Origin of the sequence: Streptomyces sp. AC555_RSS877 (assembly GCF_019049245.1) — a bacterium.
Taxonomy (GTDB): Bacteria; Actinomycetota; Actinomycetes; order Streptomycetales; family Streptomycetaceae; genus Streptomyces.
Map to the genome: position 1 here is coordinate 1 of NZ_JAGMUK010000067.1, position 22552 is coordinate 22552.

At 65.1% G+C, this 22552-nt stretch carries 19 protein-coding genes and 2 pseudogenes; 6 read left to right on the top strand and 15 right to left on the bottom strand.

The window, feature by feature from the left end; translation table 11 throughout:
- Positions 1-312 precede the first annotated feature (312 nt).
- The 6 genes from KUM49_RS29395 to KUM49_RS29420 all read right to left on the bottom strand — a co-directional run bounded on the left by KUM49_RS29395 (position 313) and on the right by KUM49_RS29420 (position 5430).
- Positions 313-786, bottom strand: coding sequence for a lamin tail domain-containing protein (locus KUM49_RS29395; RefSeq protein ID WP_217240011.1), 474 nt, complete (start codon positions 784-786; stop codon positions 313-315).
- A gap of 1230 nt (positions 787-2016) precedes the next feature.
- Complete coding sequence (locus KUM49_RS29400; RefSeq protein WP_217239995.1) at positions 2017-2481, bottom strand: hypothetical protein; 465 nt, start codon at positions 2479-2481, stop codon at positions 2017-2019.
- Positions 2482-2483: 2 nt separating this feature from the next.
- A complete protein-coding gene (locus KUM49_RS29405; protein WP_217239996.1) occupies positions 2484-2981 on the bottom strand; it encodes a hypothetical protein in 498 nt (165 codons plus the stop codon).
- Positions 2982-3007: 26 nt separating this feature from the next.
- Complete coding sequence (locus tag KUM49_RS29410; RefSeq protein WP_254401976.1) at positions 3008-4417, bottom strand: hypothetical protein; 1410 nt, start codon at positions 4415-4417, stop codon at positions 3008-3010.
- A complete protein-coding gene (locus tag KUM49_RS29415) occupies positions 4414-4785 on the bottom strand; it encodes a hypothetical protein (RefSeq protein WP_217239997.1) in 372 nt (123 codons plus the stop codon). Before KUM49_RS29415 ends, KUM49_RS29410 begins: the two co-directional genes overlap by 4 nt.
- Before the next feature lie 294 nt (positions 4786-5079).
- Positions 5080-5430, bottom strand: coding sequence for a DUF4333 domain-containing protein (locus KUM49_RS29420; RefSeq protein ID WP_217239998.1), 351 nt, complete (start codon positions 5428-5430; stop codon positions 5080-5082).
- 531 nt (positions 5431-5961) lie between these two features.
- Here KUM49_RS29420 and KUM49_RS29425 point away from each other — a divergent pair.
- The 3 genes and pseudogenes from KUM49_RS29425 (at position 5962) to KUM49_RS29435 (ending at position 7674) form a co-directional block, all read left to right on the top strand.
- Positions 5962-6216, top strand: coding sequence for a hypothetical protein (locus KUM49_RS29425; RefSeq protein ID WP_217239999.1), 255 nt, complete (start codon positions 5962-5964; stop codon positions 6214-6216).
- 150 nt (positions 6217-6366) lie between these two features.
- Positions 6367-6888 (top strand): annotated as a pseudogene (gene lexA / locus KUM49_RS29430) (transcriptional repressor LexA); the annotation flags it as partial.
- A gap of 246 nt (positions 6889-7134) precedes the next feature.
- Positions 7135-7674, top strand: coding sequence for a GNAT family N-acetyltransferase (locus KUM49_RS29435; RefSeq protein WP_217240001.1), 540 nt, complete (start codon positions 7135-7137; stop codon positions 7672-7674).
- 1130 nt (positions 7675-8804) lie between these two features.
- Here the strand turns inward: KUM49_RS29435 and KUM49_RS29440 are convergent.
- From KUM49_RS29440 to KUM49_RS29460, 5 genes are read right to left on the bottom strand one after another with little or no spacing between them, the layout of a single operon-like run.
- Entirely contained in the window at positions 8805-10085 is a 1281-nt protein-coding gene (locus KUM49_RS29440) for a DegT/DnrJ/EryC1/StrS aminotransferase family protein (protein WP_217240002.1), read from the bottom strand.
- Between the two features lie 3 nt (positions 10086-10088).
- Positions 10089-11189 carry a thiamine-monophosphate kinase gene (locus tag KUM49_RS29445; RefSeq protein WP_217240003.1) on the bottom strand — a complete coding sequence of 367 codons (1101 nt, stop codon included), beginning with the start codon at positions 11187-11189 and terminating at the stop codon, positions 10089-10091.
- Positions 11186-12223 carry a Gfo/Idh/MocA family oxidoreductase gene (locus tag KUM49_RS29450; protein WP_308406786.1) on the bottom strand — a complete coding sequence of 346 codons (1038 nt, stop codon included), beginning with the start codon at positions 12221-12223 and terminating at the stop codon, positions 11186-11188. The genes KUM49_RS29445 and KUM49_RS29450 overlap by 4 nt, the downstream gene beginning before the upstream one ends.
- A 42-nt stretch (positions 12224-12265) precedes the next feature.
- Entirely contained in the window at positions 12266-15511 is a 3246-nt protein-coding gene (locus KUM49_RS50320; protein ID WP_217240005.1) for an AIR synthase related protein, read from the bottom strand.
- A gap of 23 nt (positions 15512-15534) precedes the next feature.
- Complete coding sequence (locus KUM49_RS29460) at positions 15535-16071, bottom strand: GNAT family N-acetyltransferase (RefSeq protein WP_254401977.1); 537 nt, start codon at positions 16069-16071, stop codon at positions 15535-15537.
- 1075 nt (positions 16072-17146) lie between these two features.
- Between KUM49_RS29460 and KUM49_RS50795 the strand changes: the two genes are divergently transcribed.
- Both KUM49_RS50795 and KUM49_RS29470 read left to right on the top strand, forming a co-directional pair.
- Positions 17147-17581 (top strand): toll/interleukin-1 receptor domain-containing protein, encoded by a 435-nt coding sequence (locus KUM49_RS50795; protein WP_217240007.1) that lies wholly within the window; start codon positions 17147-17149, stop codon positions 17579-17581.
- A gap of 187 nt (positions 17582-17768) precedes the next feature.
- Positions 17769-18527, top strand: a complete 759-nt coding sequence (locus KUM49_RS29470) for a DUF899 domain-containing protein (RefSeq protein WP_217240008.1) — start codon at positions 17769-17771, stop codon at positions 18525-18527.
- Positions 18528-18707: 180 nt separating this feature from the next.
- On the opposite strand, the gene KUM49_RS29475 is transcribed toward KUM49_RS29470, so the two are convergent.
- The gene (locus tag KUM49_RS29475) at positions 18708-18881 is read right to left on the bottom strand and encodes a hypothetical protein (protein ID WP_374200212.1); all 174 of its coding nucleotides are present in this window, start codon (positions 18879-18881) and stop codon (positions 18708-18710) included.
- 534 nt (positions 18882-19415) lie between these two features.
- Between KUM49_RS29475 and KUM49_RS29480 the strand changes: the two are divergent.
- Positions 19416-19838: pseudogene (locus KUM49_RS29480) on the top strand (transposase domain-containing protein); the annotation flags it as partial.
- A 150-nt stretch (positions 19839-19988) separates the two neighbouring features.
- Here the strand turns inward: KUM49_RS29480 and KUM49_RS29485 are convergent.
- From KUM49_RS29485 to KUM49_RS29495, 3 genes are all read right to left on the bottom strand, one after another.
- Entirely contained in the window at positions 19989-20672 is a 684-nt protein-coding gene (locus KUM49_RS29485; protein WP_217240013.1) for a hypothetical protein, read from the bottom strand.
- Between the two features lie 18 nt (positions 20673-20690).
- Complete coding sequence (locus tag KUM49_RS29490; RefSeq protein WP_217240009.1) at positions 20691-21800, bottom strand: DUF4062 domain-containing protein; 1110 nt, start codon at positions 21798-21800, stop codon at positions 20691-20693.
- Positions 21801-22176: 376 nt separating this feature from the next.
- Positions 22177-22552: hypothetical protein (locus KUM49_RS29495; RefSeq protein WP_217240010.1), on the bottom strand; the 376-nt coding region annotated here is incomplete at its 5' end.

Here is a 22552-nt window from a genome sequence, read left to right on the forward strand (position 1 = left end):
GGAACCTCACGAGCCATCCAACCCAGCGTCCTACGGAACGCTACGAGCGGCCAACCCGACTGCGCACCGCTACGGCCAATACAAGTCGGGAACCTCACTCACCGGGGCAAGGATCACTGCCGCCGATATAACCCCGACGATGCCCAGCACAACCTTCTGCCAGGTTGCAAGCTTCCCTGCGTCCGGTAGCTGCGCGGCGGCCGCCCCGGCGTCACCCCGGCACACATGTCGGCGGCGCGCCGGCCCTGGTGGGGCTGGCACGCCGCCGGTTTGCTACTGATGTGCGGACACCAGTCGCCGTGCTGCGGTGGGTCAGCGGCGGGCGCTGCCGCGGTGGTGGCGGTCGTTGCCCCAGGATTCGTCGTCGATGAAGCGGTCGCGGTCGTTGCGCAGGGTGGCGGTGTCGGAGCGGTTGTCCCACACGTAGTGGCGGCGGTCCTGGTACAGGTCGGTGTCGGTGTCGCGGCCCTCGCCTGTGTGGATCCGGACCGTGGCGCGGCCGTCCAGGCGGTAGTGGTCGAAGGTGTAGGTGTGGCCGTCCTCGTCCTGCAGGGTCCAGCCGTCGAGGTTGACCGCACGACGCGTGTTGTTGGTGAGCTCCACCCACTCCTTGTTCAGCGAGCGCCTGGAGCGGTCGTCGCGGCCCGGTGAGTCGTACTGCACGCCCGTGATCTCCACCTTGGGGTGGTGGGGCCGGGAGCGGTCGGCCGCCGACGCCGGCAGCGCCACCGCTCCGATGACGGCGGCGGCTGCGAGAGCGGCGGCGGACAGGCGACGGGCGGTCACAGCTGAAGAAGTCACAAAGGCCCCTGGGTGTACGGGCACCGGCACGTCCTGAAGCCCAGTGAGGCCAGAGGGACGTGCGGTGCGGAGTGCGGGTGGCGGCCAACCGGCCGCGCCCTCAGACCATGGCCGCTGTGTGCAGATGGTGAACGCAACACGTGCACCCTGTTACAAATCGTCCACATTGCGGTTACTCTCACCTGCAGTGTCCATTCATGCGTCAAATGCACCAGGTTGACGCCCTGCCGGGCCATTAATCCGTGCAGGCGCTGACTCGTCACCTCTTACCGCCAGGCTGCGCCACCCAAGTCGCGTCAGGTCGTCACCTGAAAGTGAGTCACAAGCGGCGCAGTGGGTCACCGGGCTGGGCAACGGTTCCGTTGTACGGTCCTGCCCTTCAGCCGCCTCCGCTATGCCCTGGTCGACGAAGTCCCGAACGAACGCTGAGGTCTCGGGCATCGTGACGTCCTTCGTCCACCTCTCGCTGTGCCACCACCGCTCCAGCTCAAAGGGTGCACGCTCTGGGCGAGTTCGACCTGCGCGCGTCCGGCGTCGGTCTGGTGACCGCGGGACTGGTGGTTCCGGGATGCCCGCGCTTTCCCTGGGCCAGCGAGGGTAGATCATCACCCCCGAACCCGCCGGGCACGCATTCGCCGTCGGCTACGACATAGACGTCGGCGCTGGCTGGTTCACGGGCGCCCGCAGCCCAACGGCCTCAGGCCGTACGGCCATCCGCCCCTGCGTTCCCTGCGCCCTGGCCCGCGATCCGTCTCGGAGCTGGCCGTCCTGCCTCGGCGACACTTTGATGGTTCGACTGCTCCAAATTTCACTAACCATTTGGCTGATTAAGGTAGTTGGACGTGACTGAAACCTTTACCCCGGGCTGTGACTTGCATCACCCATTCAGACTAGAGTGACCGCGCCATACCACAGAGTGACGGCCATAGCGCCAGGTCAGGCAGGGCATGCACGGAGCCGTCGGCCGCCGCCCTGCGGACGTACGACCTCGGTCGGCGGACCCACCGCCGGAACAGCCTCCATCACTCATCCGGCACCAACCGCTCAATCAGATCCGTCATGCACGGCTCATGAGTGGGGCGGCCAGAGAAGAGTAAGGATGGCCTGGAACATGTGGTGCTGCTGCGGATTTCCGCAGCAGCTGTCAGCCCTTCAGAGTGGCACTGGGGCGCGTTTCCGCCCCGCCCGGTGGCCGTGCCGTGTCTCGTAGGCCGGTCAGAGCTTGAACACGCCTCGGTAAGTCCATCCGGAGCCGAGGACCGCTTTTCGCAAGGGGTCTGTCATCTCCCGCGTGTCGAAGCGAAAGGTCTCGACCTTGCGCCGACTGCCGTCGGGATCCTGCTTGGTCTCCCACTGCCGGTACACCGCGGGCGCGTGCCCACGTCCGTACTGTGCTTCGGCGTTGCCAGACGAACGGTTCTCCCACCGCTCGTCGAGGAAACGTACCTCGTGCTTTTCAGGGATCAGACGCATCCGGGTCTTGAGGGTGACACCCACCCTCGGAATCTTGCACTCCGCGACGAGGTCGGCCTTCTCGGCTGGGAGAGCGTTGCGCACGTGGTACAGCACGTCCGGTCCGTTGAGTGCGAGCAGCGCGGCCCGAACCTCCCCGCTTTGCAGCGGTGCAACACCGCTGTCAGGGCGCTGAGTGCCGGTCAGTTTGTCCCAAAGACGGCCCATCTCTAGACCCCCTCCCCAGTGTCCGGGCGAACTGTACGGACGAAGTCTTGAAAGTCCCCCAGGACGGCGTCGTGCTGGGCCGCGGTGGCGGTCAGAGACAGCCGGATCACCGCGCGCTTGTGTGAATCTTCGATGTCCGACAGAGACAGGTACACCTGTGACTGGACGAGGTCGCGGCGCACGCCGTCGATGACGGTTGAGAAGGTCAGCCGCTGGGTCAGGGCGGGCGCGTCAGCGGAGCCGACCTCGCGGCGGTGCGCCACCACTACCGAATCGGCGACCTGGCGCAGGCGATCCACCGATTCGTTGGCCAGGTTGCCCAGGGTGTCCGCATCCGGTGGTATCTCCCCGTCGATGGTGATATTCGCGGCGAACCCGGTATCAGGCTGCGGATGCAGGGCAGCGAAGGCCACGTTCTCGGTCTCGAACCCTTGTGGCCGGGCCGGGCGCCAGCCCTCCGGCAAGCGGAACTCGATGGGCATCGGCAGCGTCGTGGGCATGTGGGCCTCCTTCCAGACGAAGTAGATCAGAACAGGTCGGTGATGTTGTCCTTGACGGAGCTGGCGCCGTCGCCGACCGCGTCGGCCGCGTCGCCGACGGACTTGCTCAGCTTGTCTGGATCGAGAGTGATCTCGAATCCAACCGAGCCTCCGAGGATGGGGGAGACGCCAGCCTTGCCGCCGAGGCGGAACGTTCCGTCGTCGTCCTTCTTGTAGCCCCACCAGGCCTCCGCGCCGGGACCGGCCCACCCCTCGGCTGCTGCGCCGACGCCGATGCCAGCTACTTCCCCGCCACCGGCGATGGTTCCTTTTGCCCCGGCGAACGCCTTCGCCCCGACGGTGACCTCCTCTTTGGTCACCTTGGCGTTGACGCCGGCCTCAGCACCGGCGAAGCCCTCCACCCGGCCGTAGCCACCGGCGTAGGGCCCGTACTCGGCCCTCATTTCGCCCAGCGCCCGCAGCCCTGCGGAGGCCTCGGCCTTGCCGACGACGCCCTTTTCGTTGAAGCCGTAATTCGCGGTGGCCCTGGCTCCCCCGTAAGCGTCGGCTATCCCGGAAAGCTTCCAATCCCCCTTGGTCAGAGTCTTGTCCGCGGTCCAGTGGAAGAGGTCGGCGTACGCCTTGACCGATGCTTCCTTGCCATATTTGGGGTCGGTGGTGATGGTGAAGCCGACATCGGGCCCGGTCAGCTTGGCGTTGCTTTCCGACTTCCACCCGTTGGTCTGCGTGCGGGTGTCCTTGGCCGCCGCCGCTTCAGCTTCGTACTTCTCGATGTCGCCCTGTGCCTGGCCGTTGAAGCCGGTGAGAGTTCCGTCATTGAGGTTGGAGTCGATCACTACTGCTGTGAGGGCGATCTCGACGCCGGTGTCGGCCTCGCCGACATCTTTGACCAACTGGTCGATGCGCGACTGCCAGGAGGTGACGGCCGTGCGTACGGACTGCTGATAGTCGGGGTCGTGGTGCAGGGCAGTGCGCTCACCCTGGCTGAGCTTTGCGGTGTCGTAGGAGACCACGCCCTCGTCTGAGACCGCCATGCCGGCCTCAAGGGCGTCGGCTCGGGCCGACTCCAGCTTCTTGCGTAGGTCCGTGAACTGTCTGTGAGCGTCGCGCAGCAGCGAAGCCACCGCCTTGGCCTCGGCCTGGGCGTTCTGGAACTCCTTGAGAGTGATGGCGAAGCGACGGTTGGCGGCGTCCGCGCTCAGCCCCGTCCAGGTCTGGCCCATGGAAATGCCGTAGACATCCCGTTTGTAGGCGCTCTCCTGCTTGTGCAACTCCTTTGCCATCCCGTCCCAGCGGCCGGCAGCCGCGGTGAGCGTGGACAGGTCAGTCGTCATGATCTCGCGATACGTCGGCATGGGTTCCCCGTTGTTTTTGCCGTGTTGACCTGACAGTTGGAGCTGCTGTCCATGGCTGAGCGCTCCATCCGGTCCGGTCAATACCCGTCGATCACCGACGTCGAGCGCAGACTTCCCCCTGTTTGGATATCCGTGCCCTGCAAGACGGTGTTGGCACTGCGCAGTGCTTGCTTCTCCGACGCGAGTCGGTTCATCAGGTTCTGGACCTGCTCACCCCATGTCTCGTGCGCCTTCTTCAAGGCGCCCGACGCGAGCCATCCGTCACGGAACTCCTTGACGGCCTCGGCGGTCTCCGCGTCCGCCCAGTCGCCGGCCTTGCGGGTTTCGGGCTCTATGTGATCCTCGATGGCCCTGGCCGCGGCCTTTTTCTCACCCGGCGAGGAAGCAAGATCCCTCCGGCCGTTGGCAGTTGGTCCTCCGGTGTCGGCGGGCAGCTGGTTCAGTCGCATCCCGACGGGATTCCCCGTCAAGCTACTTCCTGTCTGTCCTGGTTCCGGCCCTGCCATGACTCTGCCTCCCCGTGTCGCCGTACCACGCAAGCAGCGCGCGGCAGTTCCCTTTCACTGGCCAAGCCGTACCGTAGTGCCTTCACACCGTGCGTCTCATGTGTCTCTACCTTGTTCGATCAAGAGATCGGAACTCGCGGAACGCGGTCGTATTCAGGCCCTTGAAGATGCCGAGACGTTGACGAAACCCCAGGCCGGAGGGAGGGTTGTGTAGACCCTGGTGCCTTATGGCGGTGGTCAGTTCGGAGCAGGGGAAGCCGTGTCGTCCGCCTGGAAGTCGAAGTTGATCTGGTCTCCGTCGACAGAGGTCACCTTGACCGATACGCCCAGGGTGCTGCCGTCATCCGCCGTGAGTTTGCACCGGGTGGTGGTTCCTACCTTGCCGGCGAGGTCCTCGGGGCACGTGATGTCCGGCTCTGGCTGGCCCGTTGTAGCAGCGAGCTTTTCGGCGAGCGTGGTCGCCAACGTATCCGAAGACATTTTCGGCGTCGATCCGACGCTGACAGAGGCCGAGCAACCGACGAGCAGCACGCCGACCGCTACGGCATTGAGGATCGAAGTTGCTGCGGACAACCGGGTGGTGGCCATGGGGGACTCCGGGTCGGCGGGATCATGACAAGAAGAGGTAGGAAGCATAACGGGGCTCTGAGCATTGCTGCCCGACGACCGCCGTAGCGCCATCCAGCCCGAGAAAGAACGGCCTGATCAGGCCACCCGTCGCGCGGTGATGTCCGCTCGATGACGGGTCGTCACCGCAGCCGGGTTTGCCGCCCTGCTGCGCGAGAACGGCACCATCTACCGCGAGGTCCTCCAGGCCAAGGCCCGCCCCGTCCTGCCGTGTCGACGGTCATATATTTCGGCTCTGTCGGAAATCTTGTGACGTCACCTGCCTGATCTGGGCATCTACCGGGTGTGCGGTTCAGGGGTTTTGGGGCGGTTGCTACCGCATTTAGCCGGTGTGGTAGTCGAGTCGATCGAGCGTGCGGCCGGAATGGTCACGTTCCGCGCTCACTCCACAGTGCCGACAGCGAGGTGCCCCAGATGCGGGGTGTGTCGTGGCGTGTGCACGGCCGGTACGCTCGCCGGCTCGCTGACGCGCCCGTCGGCGGAGCCCCGGCAATGGTCGAACTGGTGGTGCGCTGGTTCAAGTGCCTCAATCCGCAGTGTCTCGCGGTGACGTTCGCAGAGCAGATCGAAGGGCTGACCAGCCCGCATGCCCGCTACACGCCGTTGCTGCGCACGCTGCTCACCTCGATCGCCGTGTGTCTGGCGGGCCGGCCGGGTGCGCGGCTCGCGGCCGCGCTGAGCATCCGCGCGTCGCCAAGGACAAGCTCCTTGAACTCCTTCGCGGGTTACCGGAGTTACCGCAGATGAGCGTGCGGGTCCTCGGGGTCGACGACTTCGCGCTGCGTAAGGGCAACTCGTATGCCACGATCCTGGTGGACCTGGAAGGACGGCGCCCGGTCGATGTGCTGCCGAGCCGGGACTCGCATTCCGCGAGGATCTTGCACGGAGGTGCCCGGGATGGAGAACAACGCGCCCGCACGCCGAGGCCCCCCGGGCCCCCAGACCGCCGAGGGACAGCTGACGAGCCGCCAGTCGGACATCGTCCGCTACATCACGCAGACGGTCGACCGGCAAGGATACCCGCCCTCAATGCGGGAGATCGGAAAGGCCGTGAATCTCGCCAGTACATCCTCGGTGGCCTACCAACTGATGGCCCTGGAGAGCAAAGGTGTGCTCTACCGCGACCCGCACCGTCCCCGCGCCTATAGGGTGCGGCCCTCGTGGGCGCCCGACCTCGGTGGCAGGAGCGAGGCGCCGGTCGATGTGCCGCTCGTCGGGCGAATCGCTGCCGGCGCGCCCCTGCTCGCCGAGGAGATGATCGAGGACGTTTTCTCCCTGCCTTGCCAAGTCGTGGGCGATGGCGACCTGTTCGCCCTGACGGTCTCCGGCGACAGCATGGTCGACGCGGCGATCTGCGACGGTGACATCGTGACCGTCAGGCGGCAGGACAGCGCCGACCACGGCGACGTCGTCGCTTCTAGCGGGGTCAACCGTCGTGCAGCGTGATCCGATGAGGATCGGTGCAGCTCAGCAGCAGTGCGAAGGACGCTACCGCGCGCAACAGGTGTGGCGCTATCACCCGATCGGGTAAGGGACCGCACCGTCTCATAGAGGCCCGCATGCCGCTGCGCACCGGCGGCGATCCGGCGGACCCTCTCTGAGACATCTCAGGGGGCGAGCCCGCGGGCCTTGATCGCTACTGCGCCTGCTGATTGGCTGGCTGGCATGGATGATCTCGGAACCGTTGCATGGCCGCCTACGCCGATCAAGACCGAGAGGCTCGTGCTGCGCGAGCCCGAAGCCCGGGACCGTGCGGCGTTCATCGAGTTGTTGGCGTCGCCAGATGTGCACACCTACCTTGGCGGACCACGCCCTCGTGCCGAGCTTGAGCGCGAGTTGCCCGAAGTGCCAGAGGAGTGGCCCGGGAGCTTCGTCGTTGACTTGGACGGGGCGATGATCGGCCAGATCCTGCTCAGGAGAGCAACGGAGCACCGTCGCCCTGCTGCCGTGGGGAAGGTCGATCTCGGCTACATGTTTCTGCCGCGGGCGTGGGGGTTCGGGTATGCCGCCGAGGCGTGCGCGGCGGCACTTGACTGGCTCGAAGACGTTCTTCCCGGTGAGCCGGTGGTACTCGCCACGCAAACCGCCAACGCCGCCTCAATGTGCCTCGCCGCGAAGCTGGGGTTCACCGAAGTGGAGCGGTTCCGGGCCTGGGAGGCCGATCAGTGGCTAGGCATGCGGTCCCCGGAATCGCTCTCCGATTGAACCCGACAGCTCGGATCTGTCGGCGTGCTGTTGACGAAGGCGGGCGGGCTTGCGGGTCATGCAGGTGCTTGGAGGAGTGGCGCGAAGGCGCGTTGTTCGTCGAACGGCTGCCGTGCCTGGAGGCAGTGGTGAAGCTGTCCGAGGAAGCGGTTGAGCACGCCCTCACTCACCTCGCACAGCGCTGCACCCGAACCGGGTCCGGACGAGCGGGGCGACGGCAATGGTGGCCAGACAGACGGCAGCGTTCTCCAGCACAGGCCACCTGCGAGGAGGCGGCGGGGGCACTGCGGGCCCTGCACCGCCTCAGCCTCATCGACCACACCTGCTCCGCCGGCTGAGGCCCGGCATGACCTGAGTGCAACGGCCGGGCCGATTTCCTCGCCACGCGTGCCGAAGACCCGTTCGACGCACTGGAGGGTGTGCGGCCCGACCGCGTCGGGAGTACACCGCCGGACAGCGCCTCGGTGAGGCCATCGGCACCGCACTGACCGCTGGCTTCCTGTCGCTGTCGCCAGCCGCACGCGAGGGCAACCCGAGCACGGACTGTGCCTGTCTGTTGTCCGGCGGTTCGCCGATGCGGTCAGAGTCGCCTCGATCGACCTGGACGACGACGCGAGGGAGCACTGACACCCATGCTCCGCACGGGGCCCACTAGCATGGCCTACCGGCAGCCGAGTGGCGACGGCTTGGAGATGTACGTACGGCTGCCCGGCAGCCTGCCGCCCATTGGCCGCGTGCCGCCTTCCTCTCCGATGCCGGGCCCAGTGCGGAGGAACGGGCTGCGGCGCTCGCCGACCTCGGCTATGCCGCGATCAGCGATGCCCCTCGACCCGAGGTCTGCCCGGACAAGGACGTGCCCCTTGGTCGGGCACACCGAGGTCCGCCCGTAGACCGCCCCGGCGGAGGGGTATGACGGCGGGCGCAGGAGCAGACGGTGACTGTGCGCCTGTGTCTCTGACCGACCCGCTGCCGGGCCCTGCCGACCGGGCGCGGGTGCGCACTCCGCCGGGCCGCACCATCGCAACACCGGCCAACCGCGAGGCACGGGCCAGGCGGTTCTCACCTGGTGCCGCGACGAGACACCTCCGGCTCTGTAGGCGACAGTACTTCGGTCGAAGGGGACCGCCTGGTCATAGCAGTTCTCGCCACTGGGAGGCGACCTTGGCGAAGGCTCTCCCATACTGAGCAATCACAGCTGAGCAGTCGCCGGAGAATGTGGGCAGGCTCATGAGCTGCGGGTATACCTCATCGGCGATGGGACACTCCCATAGAGGTGGCTCACACACGGGGAGGGTTTCCGCCCAGGGCAGTGCCAGGTCGCGAGCCGTGCTCTTGGTCAATCGGAAGACGGGGAGCCTGTGGAGAGGCGGGGAACCGGGCTCTTTGACCTTCACTCCCTCCGCGCGCAGCGCGGTCATGAACCGTGCGAGCGGGAGTCCGCCGAGTTCGTCTGCGGCGTAGCGTGGCTTGTAGCCGTACCAGCCGCCGCGGGTCATGCGAGCGGCAGTTCGGGGAGGATGGACTCCAGGGACCGGTGCCAGAACAGCTCCTAGTGCCTCGAGGTTCACTCGTCGGCGCTCATTTCGATCGTCGAGGCGCTTCAATTGCTCCAGAGCGATCGCAGCGGCAAGGGGGTGCATCCGGTATTTGTGCCCGAACCCTGTTTCCACGAATCGGCGCAGGGAATCGTCGAGCACTTCATCTTTTGCCCGTCGTCCGAAGTGCCCCAGCATGAGCGCTCGTTCGTAGACTTCGCGGGACCGGGTGATGAGGATTCCCCCCTCTCCGGCAGCGAGCGCCTTGTGTCCTTCGAGGCTGAAGCAACCGACAGTGCCGAAGGTACCGACCTTCCGGCCATCCACGGTCGCGCCGTGGGCGTGCGAACAGTCCTCGACCAGGTGGAGTTGAAAGCGTCTGGCCAGGGCTGTCAGGGATGCCATGTCTGCGGGGTGTCCCCACATATGCGTCACCACGATCGCGCGCGTTCGCGAGGTGATGCGGGATTCGACGGAGCCCAGGTCCACTGTGAGGTTGGCGGGATCGAGGTCGGCGAACACTGGTGTGGCGCCCACTTGGAGCAGAGGCGTCACGGTCGCGAGGAAGGTATACGTGGGCACGATGACCTCGTCGCCGGGGCCAAGGCCGAGACCGAAGTATGCCGCGTGCAGCGACGACGTGCCTGAGCTGTGCGAAAGCGCTAGCGGTGTCTTTCCGTCCACGGAGTGGTAAGAGGCGAACGCGTCCTCGAACTCGGCGACGATCCCGGAGCGGTCGTAGATCGACAGGACCCGTCTTTCCAGGAGGCGCGTGACCGCCGCGATCTCCTCGGGACCCACAAACGGCCAGTCCTGCTGCCATTGGTCCGTTACAGCTGGCGCTCCGCCATGCAGAGCCAGCGGCTCATTTGTCATGGCTCATCCCCTGACGTCCAGGTCCTTGAGGAATTGGATCCATGCTGTGAGCGTGGTCCCCTGACGGAGGTTGTCATCCCAGAACGGCGGGATGTCGAGAATCTCTCGTTGGGTCCGCAGTCGAACCCCGGGACTCGTAGTGACCTCTCCGATCACGTGCAGTTTGGCGCCGTGCCCTTCGAACTCCGCCTGCGCCCGCGCCACGTTCTCCGGGCGAATGGTGAATGCGTGCCTCATGGGCGAGTCGTAGCCGGGGTCGAGCGCGAGGAGGAACGGGTGCGCGCAAAGCTGCTTGAGAGAGGGGTCCACTCGGCCGAGCAGGGTGCTATTGCGTCGGGTAGCCGGAGAGACAGGCAACATGTCCGCATTGATCATGCAGCCGGTATCGTTACGGGTCGCGACCGTGAACAGGAATTCCACCAGACCGTCGCTGAGATCCATGCCAGAGGTGAAGTGTCCCCGCTCTGCTACGGTCGCAACGGCAGCCGCTGCTCCGACCGGCATCGACTTGTAGGTCCGGAACCTCTCCTTGTCCGTGTGGTCGATCAAGTCCGTCAGATCGTGTCGACGGAGCAGGTACTCGAGCCAGCCGAATCCCAGTTCCCCGGTCACGACGATCTGGTCGCCGGCTCGGGCCCCCGACCTGCGGACGATTCCGTGCCGCGGGGCCGTGCCCCAGGCACACCCGACGGTTGCTAGGTCTCCGTTGTGAAAGTTGCCCCCTTCGTAGACCGATCCGATGCGATGAAGTACGTCGTTGATGCCGTGGCCGATGGCTTCCACATCCGCTGTGTCCGTGTCGGGAGGCGCGGCGAGAGCCAAAGAGAATCCCCGGCATCTGCCACCCATAGCAATCACGTCGTTGCAGGTCGTTCCGGCGATCCAGCGCCCGTAGAAGCGATATGGGTCCAAGGATGTGTCGGCGTGGTGGATGAAGTACGGCTGGTCCATCGAGTACACCAGATACGGCGCGTCAGGTTGCCCGGTCACTTCGGCCAGGTCGATGATTACGGCGTCCTCGAAATTTTCGGCCTTTGCCGTACTGGCCATGGGGCCCAGGATTCGTTGGATGAAATTCTTCTCTTGTAGTTCGGTGATATTCACCGGAGTCGTTCCATTCCATTCCCCTCGCTATACAGCTTCTCTAACGTCACAACGGTTGCGACATGACGCTCGAGTGATGTGACGGATTCCTTGCCGCTCATGAATTCTTTGAGCGAGCGAGTGTCGTGTGCCCTGCCAAGGCGATGCACTGTCTTTGCAGATTCGCCTTGTACGCCGGTTAGCTCCACGGTTGACGCTTCATTGTTGCCACGTCTTCTATGTACGCGCAGCTGTCCCCGTGTCCCGGAGATGCGCAACTCCTCCCTTGGATGAGTCATATCCAGGCCGACGTTCAGATGCAGGTCGATACCCGCCGTGGTGCACCGGATCCAGGCCCGGCTCTCGACCGCGTAGGAGTCGTAGCGGAAGCGGACCGCGGACGGCACGAGGTCGGCGAAATTGCTGTCCAGCAGCCATTGCAGCGTGTTGATCGTGTGGTACCCCAGATCCAGTAATACGCCGCCACCGGCTAGGGAGGGGCGATTGCGCCAGCTGCTGCGGAAGGCCGGAGCCGGCGCAACTCGGTCCTGGTAGTCGATGGCCAGGAGCCGACCCAGTTGTCCGGACCTGATGATGTCCCGGACGGCCAGCAGGTCCGTGCGGTGCACACGCTGTTCCGACGCCGCAAGCCTGGCTCCACTGAGGCTCTGCAGCAACAAGGCTTCATCGGCTCGGCATGCCAGCGGTTTCTCCAAGAAAGTGGGCAGGCCTTCCTCTAAGCACATCTTGGCCTGCTGAAAATGTAATCCACTCGGAGATGATATGACCACAATATCCGGTACTGCGTGTCGCAGCAATGCGACCGTCAACAGGTCGGACGAAACCGTTACGGTGTCCAGTCCGGCATTTTGCACAGCTCTCTTGCGATTTTCGCTGTCAGGGTCCACCACACCTACAAGTTGGGCTCCACATTCCTGCAATGCCGGGAGTATCGCACTGTCGAATCTACGGCCACACCCGACCACAGTCACGCGCAGGGCGGGGAGGGTACTCATGAAGAACCGATTTCCTTTGGTGTGACTATCAGGCTGCATAGCAGCCGAGAGGGGCCATGTCGCGCGGAAAGCAGGGCGCCCTCACGGTTCATCATGTTGTGGCGAGAATCGCTTGGCGAAGGTGAGCCACTGAGAGGGCCTGTCCTGATACCGGCGCGGTACGAATTTCTCATCCGTATAATATGGCACCAGTCGCTGAACCCCATCCTGCTGTCTCATCAGCACTCCCCGGTCATCCATCTGCTGTCGTGCGACCACTGACCCGATGCGAACTACCGTTCCATTGCCCTGCAGATCCCGTTCCACCTGTGCAGCGACCTCGGTGAAGTCCTCCTGCTTACAGGTGAAGACGGTCTCCCAGTCATGGCCTGCGTTGAACAGGAATAGGGCCTGCGGCACATTGAGTATGTCGGCCAATGCGACCGCTTCCGCCGATATGGTCGCATTGATCGCTGATTCTTCCAGGACGAACCCCACGCTGCTCTCGCGGCCCATGATCTCCAAGCAGGCCAGCACGCCGTCACTGGTGTCGATGGCGGCTTTGAGCTTCCCTGTCCCCGTCGCGCTGCTCATCACCTTGTCAGGGAGATAGAGCAGGTCGTACTTGGCCTCGGTCCGGATGACCGCACGCAGACCTGGGAAATCTCGCACGGTGTCCGCCCGGTCCATGCGGAAGTACTCCACGAGTTCTTGCGCCCAGCGCGTGCCGATGCGCCGGTGGCCGCCGCTCGGATCTGAGGCCAGCGTGATGCCAAGCGCATGCCCCTGGCGGGCAGCATCCCGGGTGAGGATCCGCGACCTGTCGACGTACCCGATGCCCACACAGCCAACGGACTGCTCCGGGCGTTCCTTGACATCACCGCCGATGACGGCCACCCCGTAACGTGCGGCCTCCTGGACGACCGCCTCCACCAGACGACGGACGTACCCGACCGTCGCGGACCGCTTCAGAAAGAGGTTGAGCATGACGCCGACAGGGGTGGCGCCCATCGATAGCAAGTCGGAAAGGGACTGAACCACGCTGAAGCGGCCCACGTATTCCGGTGACCGGCCTGTCTCTGCGAGCGAGCCGGGGGCAGAGTCCGTCGTGTACACCAGGCCGCAACCCTCCGGCATTCCCTCGGAGGAGATGACGGCCGCGTCGTCACCGATGCCAACGGTCAGAGTGAAACTGCTGTCTATGGCCGAGCCGTGGACTGCGACGTAATCCCGGATCCACTTGTGCAGGTGGTACTCACCGACGGCGATCAGGGGCGTTTCATCCGGCACGACGGAGAACGGTCTGCGGCCCCTGTGCTCCAGTTCGAATCGCAGCTCCATTCCCTCGTTGTCCAGGTGAATCTCGTGGTAGATCCGGTCTGCCTGTTCCAGATGACTCTGGTAGAGCCGCACGCTCCTGTCGTCGAGCTGGTGAGAAGATCCGAAGTATCCCCTTGCCAGGGCAGCGTGCGCGCGGGCGAGGGCCGGCCGCAGTCCGCGCTGGTTGAAGATCTGTCGTCCCAGTTCATAGCTTTGGAGGGCCTGATCCATGTGCCCGAGGACTTCGTACAGGCCCCCCAGAGACAGGTGGGAGAGCCCCATGGTGTAGCTGTGGCCATGGTCCTTGCGAATCCTCAACGCCTTGCGGAGGTATTCCTCGGCCCGCAGAAGATCCTCGCGGCGACTGGGAATGTGGCGGGTCCACGCACGCCCCAGCCAGTCGTAGATCGCGGCCAGCCTGATCGGATTTTCGAACTCCGACAGGGCTTCGAGGGCGCCCCGGGCCCGTTCCGTCGGGGAGTCGGCGTGAGACTGCTGGCCGTCCCGCTCGTCGATAGTTGCGTCCACGTAGGTGAGGATCGCGGAAAGGTAGCGCACGGCACTCTGACCGCCGTGGTGGCAGTCGAGGCGTTGCGCGGCGTCGCGGAGACAGGCACGCGCCCGGGCATAGTCCATGCGCGCCACGTGGAGTTGAGCGAGTTCTCGCAGACAGTCAGCAAGGACCAGGTGCCCGTTGCCGTCGCCGTCCCTGGAGTCCGCAAGATACTCCGCCAGCCCGATAGTGTGCTGAATCACCAGTTCGGCGGGGTCGAAGTCGCCACGCTCCCGCAGCACGTTGCCCAGGACCCGCCCGGCCTGCACGTATCCAGGCAGGTCACCGGCGCTCTGCAGACGCAGTTGCAGTTCCTTGATGTCCTTTTCGATCCCCGCCGACCTTCGGTCACCCAACTCGTACTGCAGCGAGGCGAGTTCGAGCCGCAGATGCAGGCGCAAGCACTCGGACCGCGGTTCGACCTCCTGAGGCGTGGCTAACAGCTCGTCATTGATCATCTCAACGGCCTTACGCCACTCACCACGAAACCTCAAGGACAGAGCGTGGTGGTGGACGGCCGCAAGCCGCAACGGATCACCGGCGTTCAGTTCCCGGACCGCGATGTCGTACGCCTCTGAGGCCAGCACCGCGACGTCCGGCGTGCAGCAGAATCGTTCGACGAAGACGCTGATAGGTGTTCCCTCGTTGGCCCTGACGACCTCGTCGATCAGCTGCTCCACGCGGGTCTGGGAGGCGATGTCCGCACCGTGGTACGTCCGCTCCGTATAACGTGCATCCGCAAGTAGTCCGCTCACCGAAAACGACGGTGCTTCGATCTCTGGGATCGGGCTGTCATCCGCGACAGCGAGGAAGACGATGGAGTCGGATGGAACGTCGAACAGTTCACGCTTGGTGAGGCTGTAGGGCTCTGCCGCTGCCCGTGTCCACAGCAGGACACGGGGCAGAGCACTACCAGACGCGTCGTCGAGTTCTGTCTTCCGCCGCCAGTGAGGCATGACCATGAGGAGCCGCTCGGCAAGCGACCGGTCTTCGATGTCGTACAGGAGCACTGCATGTCCATCAGGCGGGACCGCGCCGGCCAGTGCTGCGGTGTGCGCGGCTTGTAATTCCTGATCCTCACGCAGCAGCAGCCTCAGGGTTAGGCGCAGAGCCTCTTTCCACTGGTCCTCCCCACCCTGCCAGTTGTCCACCTCGACGCGTCGGTAAGCCGAGTACGGCTCGGCACGCACGCTGCGCGACGGCAGACTGGTGAAGACAGCGACCACCTTCTTGCCGAACGCCTCAGCCAGATCCAGTTCCCGCTGGGTCGCCCGGCTTCTGGCATAGGCATCGGTGATCAGGGCCACCACGACGTCGCACGCTTGGACGGCCTTGGTCATCTCCACACGCGGGGAAGCTGCCCCGAAGTCGTCTTCCATGATCACGGTCATGCCTGTGCGACTGACTTCTTCCGCGAACCACGCAGCCCGGCCTTTCTCGGCGTGCTCGAAACTGAGGAACACTCTGAGTCGCACCCGCGCCCCCTCCGCTGGCTTCGTTAGTCGGTATCACCGCTGATGCGTGCGTGCGCATGCATGTCGTGCCAGCCGTCGCTATGTAGGACCTTGCTGCGCATTGTGCCCTCGAAGTGGAAGCCGGACTTCTGCGCTACCCGGCAGGACGCTGCGTTGGCCGTGGAATGCGCGAGAGCCAAACGGTGCAGACCAATGTCCTCGAACGCCCATCGGGCCAACTCTCGCAGCGCCATGCTGGCAACACCCTTACCCCGGGCCTCCGGCAGCACCCAGTAGGTCACTTCGGCTTCTCCCGTACGCAGGTTCGCGGTCCGCAGACCTACCCGGCCGATCACCGCCGCGTCACGCCGATCCGTGACGGCCCAGTTCGCCCCCGCCTCCGAACGCCAGTTGCGTTGCCGTGCCGCGATCCATTCCCTAGCCTCATGCTCGGTTTCCACCGAGAAAATGTGCCAGTGCCGGATTGCGGGGTCTCCGAACGCCTTCACCACATCGGCTGCGTCGGATTCGTCCCAAGGTCTGATCGCCAAATCACCGGCATAGAGCACGGGTTGATGCATACCCGCCATCTTCCCGGGGGCAACCGCTCGGGGTACCAGAGAGACCATGCGGCCATCGTGACAGGCGTAACGCAGCGACGCGGGCGAACGCCCCATACAACAGTTGACGCGAAGACCGATAACACCCACGATCGTGTCAGAACGCGACAGCGGTTCATCCCTTTCACACTGGTCGTGTCACAGCTCGGCCTACGCTGCCAGCCCCCGCCGCGTCCCACTCACACGGCCTGGACCGCACGATCGTCGCGATCAGCGCCAACCCCGAGCTCGGCGCCAATGTGCCGGCCATCGACGCGTTCGGAACACTTCGGCCCGGCGTCCTCGGCCCGGCAACCGTCTTCCCCGCACCTCATGACCCCGGCCCGCTCGTGGAGGTGAGGCGTGTGCCGCACCGGCCCCGAAGGACGGCACCATCCCGCCGCGAGCTCACCGGCCGCCGGGCGCCGAAGCCCATACCCAAGGGCCTGCTGAAGGTGAGAGGCCGGGGCAGGGGCGAGCTCAGCGCAGTCGAGTCGGCTGTCGAGTAGGCAGGACCACCCGCAGGAGTTGCTTCGATGTTCACGTGCCAGCGTGCTGCCAGCGCGTGGTGCACCACCGTCGCCATACCCGTCAGCGTCCGTGACCTACTGCCCCGAGACCTGCTGGCATGCGCCACCTTCGGACACGAATCAGCGCCCGAGCCCTCCGTACACGTGCCGTCGGCATTCATGAACGTTCGATCAGCACCTCGCCGCTGCCCGCTTTCCACAGCAGGGTGCAAGTGCTCTCCCTTCTCGTGACAGGACCAGGTGTCGCTTGCTCGCAGCCCGCACCTGTTCCTTGGACTGGCAGATCGCCCTGGCTTGCGGAGTTCCGCCCGCACTTCGGCCGAGAACGCCACCGTTCGGCGGGTGCCGCCCTTTCCAGCGAGCGCTGCGGCTGGGACGGCCAGGATGCGTCCAGGCGCCGAGGCCGACCGGGGCACCACCGGCGGCGACGTCTTCGACATCACCTGCATCTGATCGTGAACGGCGGGCGGTTGGGGGCGCGGAGTTCTAGGCTCTGGCAGATAGCGAGAGCTTGGAATTGAGGGCGTATGGGTGGTGTTGAGGCGTCTGATGGGGCGTGGTTTGTCAGTCATGCGGGGGGGGCGGACCGAGCGTGGGCGGAGTGGGTGGCCTGGCAGCTCCTCGACGCCGGTTTCCAGGTGGAGCTCGACTATTGGGACTGGGGCGCGGGCGACAACTTCATCCTGAAGATGAACGCCGCCCCTGGAACGCGGCCGCTTCCTGGCGCTGTTCTCCCCAGCCCATTTCGAGCCCGAGCGGTTCACGACCCCGGAGTGGACTGCGATTTTGGCTATGAGGGAGAAGATCACTCCCGTCCGGGTCGCCGACATCGTGCCGTCGGCGACCCTGCGCCCCCTCATCACCCCCAACGTGTTCGGAGTTGGCGAAGAGAAGGCCCGCCAGGTACTACTTCACGCCGTCAGCGGTCCCTCCCGCCCCGCCACACCGCCGGTCTTCCCTGAAGCGGGGGTGAGTGGGCCACGTCTGCCGGGGCCGTTGCCACGGGTGTGGAATTTACCTTCCCGCAATGCCTCTTTCACAGGCCGGGACACTCTCCTCGTCCAATTGCGTCAGAAGGCGTCCGCATTCCGTTCGGAGTTTTGATCAGTCGAACGATGAGTTCTTGCGGGCTGCCGGGTCAGTACGGACATGACTGCAACGAACACGCCGCCTGTCGTCTCCCGTCTGGAGTGGCTGGCCGCAATGGACACCCTGCGCGCCCGGGAGAAGGCGCACACCCGGGAGGGCGACGCAATCGCCGCCGCCCGGCGCCGCCTGCCCATGACCGAGGTGGACCCCTCGACCCTGCTCGTCGGAGGCAAGGGACCCGTCCCCTTGATCGACGTCTTCGAGGGCCGTACCCAGCTGTTCGTGTCGTATCACATGTGGCATGACGGCCGCCCCGCCGCCGAGCAGTGTGAGGGCTGCACCTTCTTCACCGGCCAGGTCCGTGAGCTGTCCTATCTGCACCAGCGTGACGTCACTTTCGCTGTCTTCTGCCAGGGGCCCTACGAGGAGTCGGACCGCTACCGCCGCTTCATGGGCTGGGAGCTGCCCTGGTATTCCGTACCCGCCGAGTCTCACGAACGGCTCGTCGCCGGTCGCCACTTCGGGATGAAGGCGTGCTACCTCCGCGACGGGGACCGTGTCTACGAGACGTACTGGACCACCGGCCGCGGCGTCGAGCCCATGGCGGCGTCGTACGGAATCCTGGACATGACTGTCTACGGGCGGCAGGAGACCTGGGAGGACTGCCCGCCGGGCTGGCCGCAGCCGTACGAGACCTGCGGTCAGCAGTTCCGCAAGGACGGGCGGCCGACCGCGCAATGGGCACGGATCGCCGCCGGGCACGACGACGGCCTCCACGACGGACAGGCTGGCACGGGCAGCTCGGGCTGCTGCTCTTGAAGCCGGGCCCGAAGGCCACAGCCCAGCCGTCGCCCAAAACCTCCCGCCGCCCGCTGCACGCAGCCGCTCAGAAGGCGTCCGTTTGCCGTTCGGCGGTCTTGATCAGTCGAACGAGGTTCCTGATGGGGTGATGCTGGCGGTGCCGGGGCATGACGGCAGACACCTCACGATGCCAACGCGTCAAGCTGCGGCGGCGAGTTCGGTGGGGAACGCGGTGTGTTCGTCGAACAACTTGCGGTGCTGTAGGCAGTGGTAGAGCTGGCCGATCATTCGGTTGAAGAGGTTGCGCTGGGCGGCAGCGTGCCAGTCGCCGCTCTGCCTTGAGACATCACAGGTCAGGGCCTCTTGGGGCATCCGTACGGCACCCACGCGACCGCCACCACCATGAGCACCAGGACCGTGCACGCTCTCTAAAGCGAGGTGTTGCCCACCCGGCAGCCACGAGGTGTCACGATCCGGCACTCGAACATTCCGAGAACCAACCGCTTCCTCGGAACGCCGTTAGCAACGGATTAGGGCCTCTTGGTAGTTCGGGGGTGCGAACCGATCCGCGTACCAGGAGGCCCTGGTGTCGCAGTCTGTCTTGTCGATGTCCGTGGAGGCTAGCGCGTCGATGCGGTCGTGTGACTGTCTCGTGCACCGGTTCGGCAACGCGGCGGACCATCCGTACCGGCTGCCGCGCTACGGCTCGGATATGACGGTGGCGGAGTGGCAGGTGGTGCGGGCTGCGTTGCCAGTGCCGGCCTGGCTGGAGGGCCGGGGCGGGCGGCCGGAGAGCTACTGCCACCGCATCATGATCGACCAATGCCACGTAGTTAAGGGCGAGTTGGCGGTGTCAAGGGTGAGGTGAGAAAGAGGAGCCCTCTGCTATTCAGGGGATCGACCAAGATCTACCTGAGGAAGCAGAGGCCCTGTGGCTCAGAGTCCACGGGCGGAACCGACGTGCTCGCGCCCGGTCATCTCGGTGAGTTGACGCAGGTCATCCCACTCGAGCTGGTGGATGCGGTGCTGGACGAGACCGGAGCTCGCGAGCGACGACTGCGAAGTCTCCCCTCACGCGTCGGGGTGTACTTCGTACTCGCGCTCGGGTTGTTCGGGCACCTGGGAACCGGCCTGGTGTGGGGCAAACTCGTGGCCGGACTGACCGTCATGGTGCCGCGACCATCGGAGAAGGCACTTCGCGATCTCCGTCGGCGGGTCGGCGTGGCCCCGCTCAAGCGGCTGTTCGACGTGCTGGCTGGCCCGCTGGCCCAGCCGTCCACGCCCGGAGTGCGTTACCGCCGCTGGCGCACGGTCGCCTTCGACGGCTGCGGGAGGGGCATGCCTCGAGTCGTGGTGCCTTGGGGAGTGAGGTGCTCACCCAGGCGGCGGCACCGCGTCTTCCGTGTGCAAAGTCGGCAGCTGTCCTCAAGTGGCCCTTTCGCTGGCGGCCGCTCATGTACGCGCCGGCGGCTGGCCGCGTCAGTGGCCTGTTGCGGGGCGCCGTTCCGTACGCATCCGGTTGGCCTTCGCGGAGTCAGGCGCCTGGAGGTCGGGGTCTGTGAACAGTACGGACGGCAGCTCAACAAGTGCCTCGTGTACGTAGTTGTGGAAGGAGTCCAGCGTCGGAGCTGTGTGGGGGAGTGCCAGTACTCCGAAGTGGATGTAGTGGAGCATTTTGCGGTGCAGCTGCCCTGGAGCCACCACGCTGATCAATGTGCCGAAGTCATTGTCTTTGAAGTATGAGGCGGTGACGAAGCACTCATCGGCGCTGTTGTAGACGCCGTCTTCGCCTTTGTACCGGCGGTTGAGGTCCTCTCCGCGTACGTAGGGCGCGGCGATGCCCCGGGCGATGAGATAGTCGCCACCGGCCTGGCTGAGGCTGATCTTGTCGGCGACGCCGCGGAACATGTGGCGGCTGCCGGGTACATACAGCTCAACGTGCTCGCCGTGCTCTCGCAGTTGAGTGTAGAGCTCGATCGCGCGCTCCAAACGAGCTGTGAATTCTTCGTTGGGGTGTGTGCCGTGCGCCAGGGGGTGCTGAGCGGCTACTTCGATGAGCGTTCGGGGCCGGCCGTGACGGGTCTTCATGTAGGAGCGGGCTTGGGCCAGTTTTTCCTCCCACAGGCGTTGGGCTTCGGTGGTCTGTGCGGGGGTGTCCGTCATTCCCTATCCCTACCCCTGTTACGGGGAGAGCTGTTCTGTCGAGTTCCGCGCGGCCGTCACTTCCCAGGTTCGGTCGAAGTGGCGCACGCAGGTATTGAGGAGGGAGCGCTCACCACCGTTGAGGACGAGGGAGGCTGTCTCGGGCGCGCGTGCGGGTGGCAGGGTCAGCGTGAGCCATCCCCAACGGTCGTCGCAGAGTACGAGCGTGGAGCGAAGGTGGGTGGTGAAGTAGCCGATTTCCACGGTGCCTACGGAGTCCTGTGGGAGGCTCGTGGGGGAGCTTCGTGCGTAGCCGAGGACGTCGAGCAGGCGATGGCGCACGATAGTGATCTCGTCTGAGATGTTTGCGCCTCGTGGGGTGTAGAGGGACTCTGCTTCTTCCACGTCCGCTATGAAGGCGCCTTGGGGGTCCGGCAGAAGAGCGCGTATGTGTCCGCCGGCTCGGAGTGCTGCGGCAAGCGGCTCCCTGTAGATCTCCAGCAGACGTACGGCGCTCGTGGACATGATGCGTATGGTGCGGGCGCGTGCCAGGTTTTCGGGCATGGCCGGGCCGGCTACCCCGTCGACACTTACCTGCTGGATCCCCAGCCGGGTGCACGGCTTGATGAGATCGTCGTTGAGGAGTCCGAACTGCTCAGGGACGGCGTCACCGCGAATCCAGCCGACGGCAGAGTTGTCCTGCATGGCCTGGTTGAGAGCGGAAGTCACCTCGACAACGAGGTCTCCCGTGTCACGCCATGTTGCCCGGACCAGGTCCGCCTCCACCCGGGCAGTGAACGCAGCCAGTTTCTTCCGCTTTGCAGCATTACGCTCCACTTTCGCAGCGGGCAGCGCCGAGATGTCCTCATGGACGAACGCGAGGACGGGCTTCTTGGCTTGCGTCGCGTACTCGTACTCGCTCTCGGTGTAGCTGAATCCAGTTTCCTGCCGAAGGGATCCGTACAGGCCTGCGATGACCAGCACGTAGAAATCACACTCGTCAATGAACCTTTTGATGATCGGCCAAGCACCGTCCGTGCGGGCACCGAACTGTTCCATCCCTACCGGGATGAACTGGTTCTTGAGCAGGGCGTCGGTCAGCGCCCGGCGCTCGTCTGCCAAGTCCATGCGGGTGGAACTGATGAACACCTGAAAGCGCCTTCGCACCCGATCCCCCAGATCTCCCCGCAGATTGCCGCGAACACGGTCACACAGTGTTCCTCGGTTCTACCCAGCCGTCTGGAGCCCACGACAGGAGCGTGAAATATACGCTCTTCAGCGCAGAATAGAGCGATGCTGACCCCTGGTTGCGACGTTGTGTCTCGACGGTGGTCGCGTCGCCACGCTGTGGTGCGACTCGCGCGACGCTGCAGCACCGCAGGAGAACCTGGGCCCACCGCTCTCATTGCATGGCGGTGAAGTGGTAGTGCGTGCGCTAGCCGGGAGCTGCGTCTGCTGGGCGGCCGGCCGCCCCGCGTCGGCGAGAGCCCCTCCGGGCAGGGAGTTGCCCTTGCAGTGGCTTCCCTTACAACAGGCCTTGTTGCGTAGCGCTCCAGAGCTGTGTCAGGGAGACAGTGGCATGGGGCAAATACTGGCGACCTCGGTCATCTTTCCCGGCGGTCCAGGGGCCGTTCTGCCAGGTTCCCAGAACCTTGGTGACTGTTGGCCTGTCCAGGTCGTACCAGTCGACGCTTTCGATCTCGAACGCACTCTCGGCAGAGGCTGCGCTCTGCACTAGTTCGTCTTCCTCGAGCCGTGTCTTGACGTGGGCGAAGAAGTAGGTGGAGGCGTCCGGGACGTAGAAGCCGAACCAGGAGAAGACGATGTTGTTGTAGTAGTCCTTGGGGTTGGTGAGTCCGAGTTCTTCGCGCAGGGCCCGGACGGCCAGTTCGTGGCAGTTC

What these genes read in the sequence shown, in the direction of transcription:
- KUM49_RS29400 (WP_217239995.1), bottom strand. Translation starts at nt 2,481, where the DNA reads ATGGGCCGTCTTTGGGACAAACTGACCGGCACTCAGCGCCCTGACAGC.
- KUM49_RS29405 (WP_217239996.1), bottom strand. Translation starts at nt 2,981, where the DNA reads ATGCCCACGACGCTGCCGATGCCCATCGAGTTCCGCTTGCCGGAGGGC.
- KUM49_RS29415 (WP_217239997.1), bottom strand. Translation starts at nt 4,785, where the DNA reads ATGCGACTGAACCAGCTGCCCGCCGACACCGGAGGACCAACTGCCAAC.
- KUM49_RS29420 (WP_217239998.1), bottom strand. Translation starts at nt 5,430, where the DNA reads ATGGCCACCACCCGGTTGTCCGCAGCAACTTCGATCCTCAATGCCGTA.
- KUM49_RS29425 (WP_217239999.1), top strand. Translation starts at nt 5,962, where the DNA reads ATGGTCGAACTGGTGGTGCGCTGGTTCAAGTGCCTCAATCCGCAGTGT.
- KUM49_RS29435 (WP_217240001.1), top strand. Translation starts at nt 7,135, where the DNA reads ATGGATGATCTCGGAACCGTTGCATGGCCGCCTACGCCGATCAAGACC.
- KUM49_RS29440 (WP_217240002.1), bottom strand. Translation starts at nt 10,085, where the DNA reads ATGACAAATGAGCCGCTGGCTCTGCATGGCGGAGCGCCAGCTGTAACG.
- KUM49_RS29450 (WP_308406786.1), bottom strand. Translation starts at nt 12,223, where the DNA reads ATGCAGCCTGATAGTCACACCAAAGGAAATCGGTTCTTCATGAGTACC.
- KUM49_RS29460 (WP_254401977.1), bottom strand. Translation starts at nt 16,071, where the DNA reads ATGCATCAACCCGTGCTCTATGCCGGTGATTTGGCGATCAGACCTTGG.
- KUM49_RS50795 (WP_217240007.1), top strand. Translation starts at nt 17,147, where the DNA reads ATGGGTGGTGTTGAGGCGTCTGATGGGGCGTGGTTTGTCAGTCATGCG.
- KUM49_RS29470 (WP_217240008.1), top strand. Translation starts at nt 17,769, where the DNA reads ATGACTGCAACGAACACGCCGCCTGTCGTCTCCCGTCTGGAGTGGCTG.
- KUM49_RS29475 (WP_374200212.1), bottom strand. Translation starts at nt 18,881, where the DNA reads ATGCCCCAAGAGGCCCTGACCTGTGATGTCTCAAGGCAGAGCGGCGAC.
- KUM49_RS29485 (WP_217240013.1), bottom strand. Translation starts at nt 20,672, where the DNA reads ATGACGGACACCCCCGCACAGACCACCGAAGCCCAACGCCTGTGGGAG.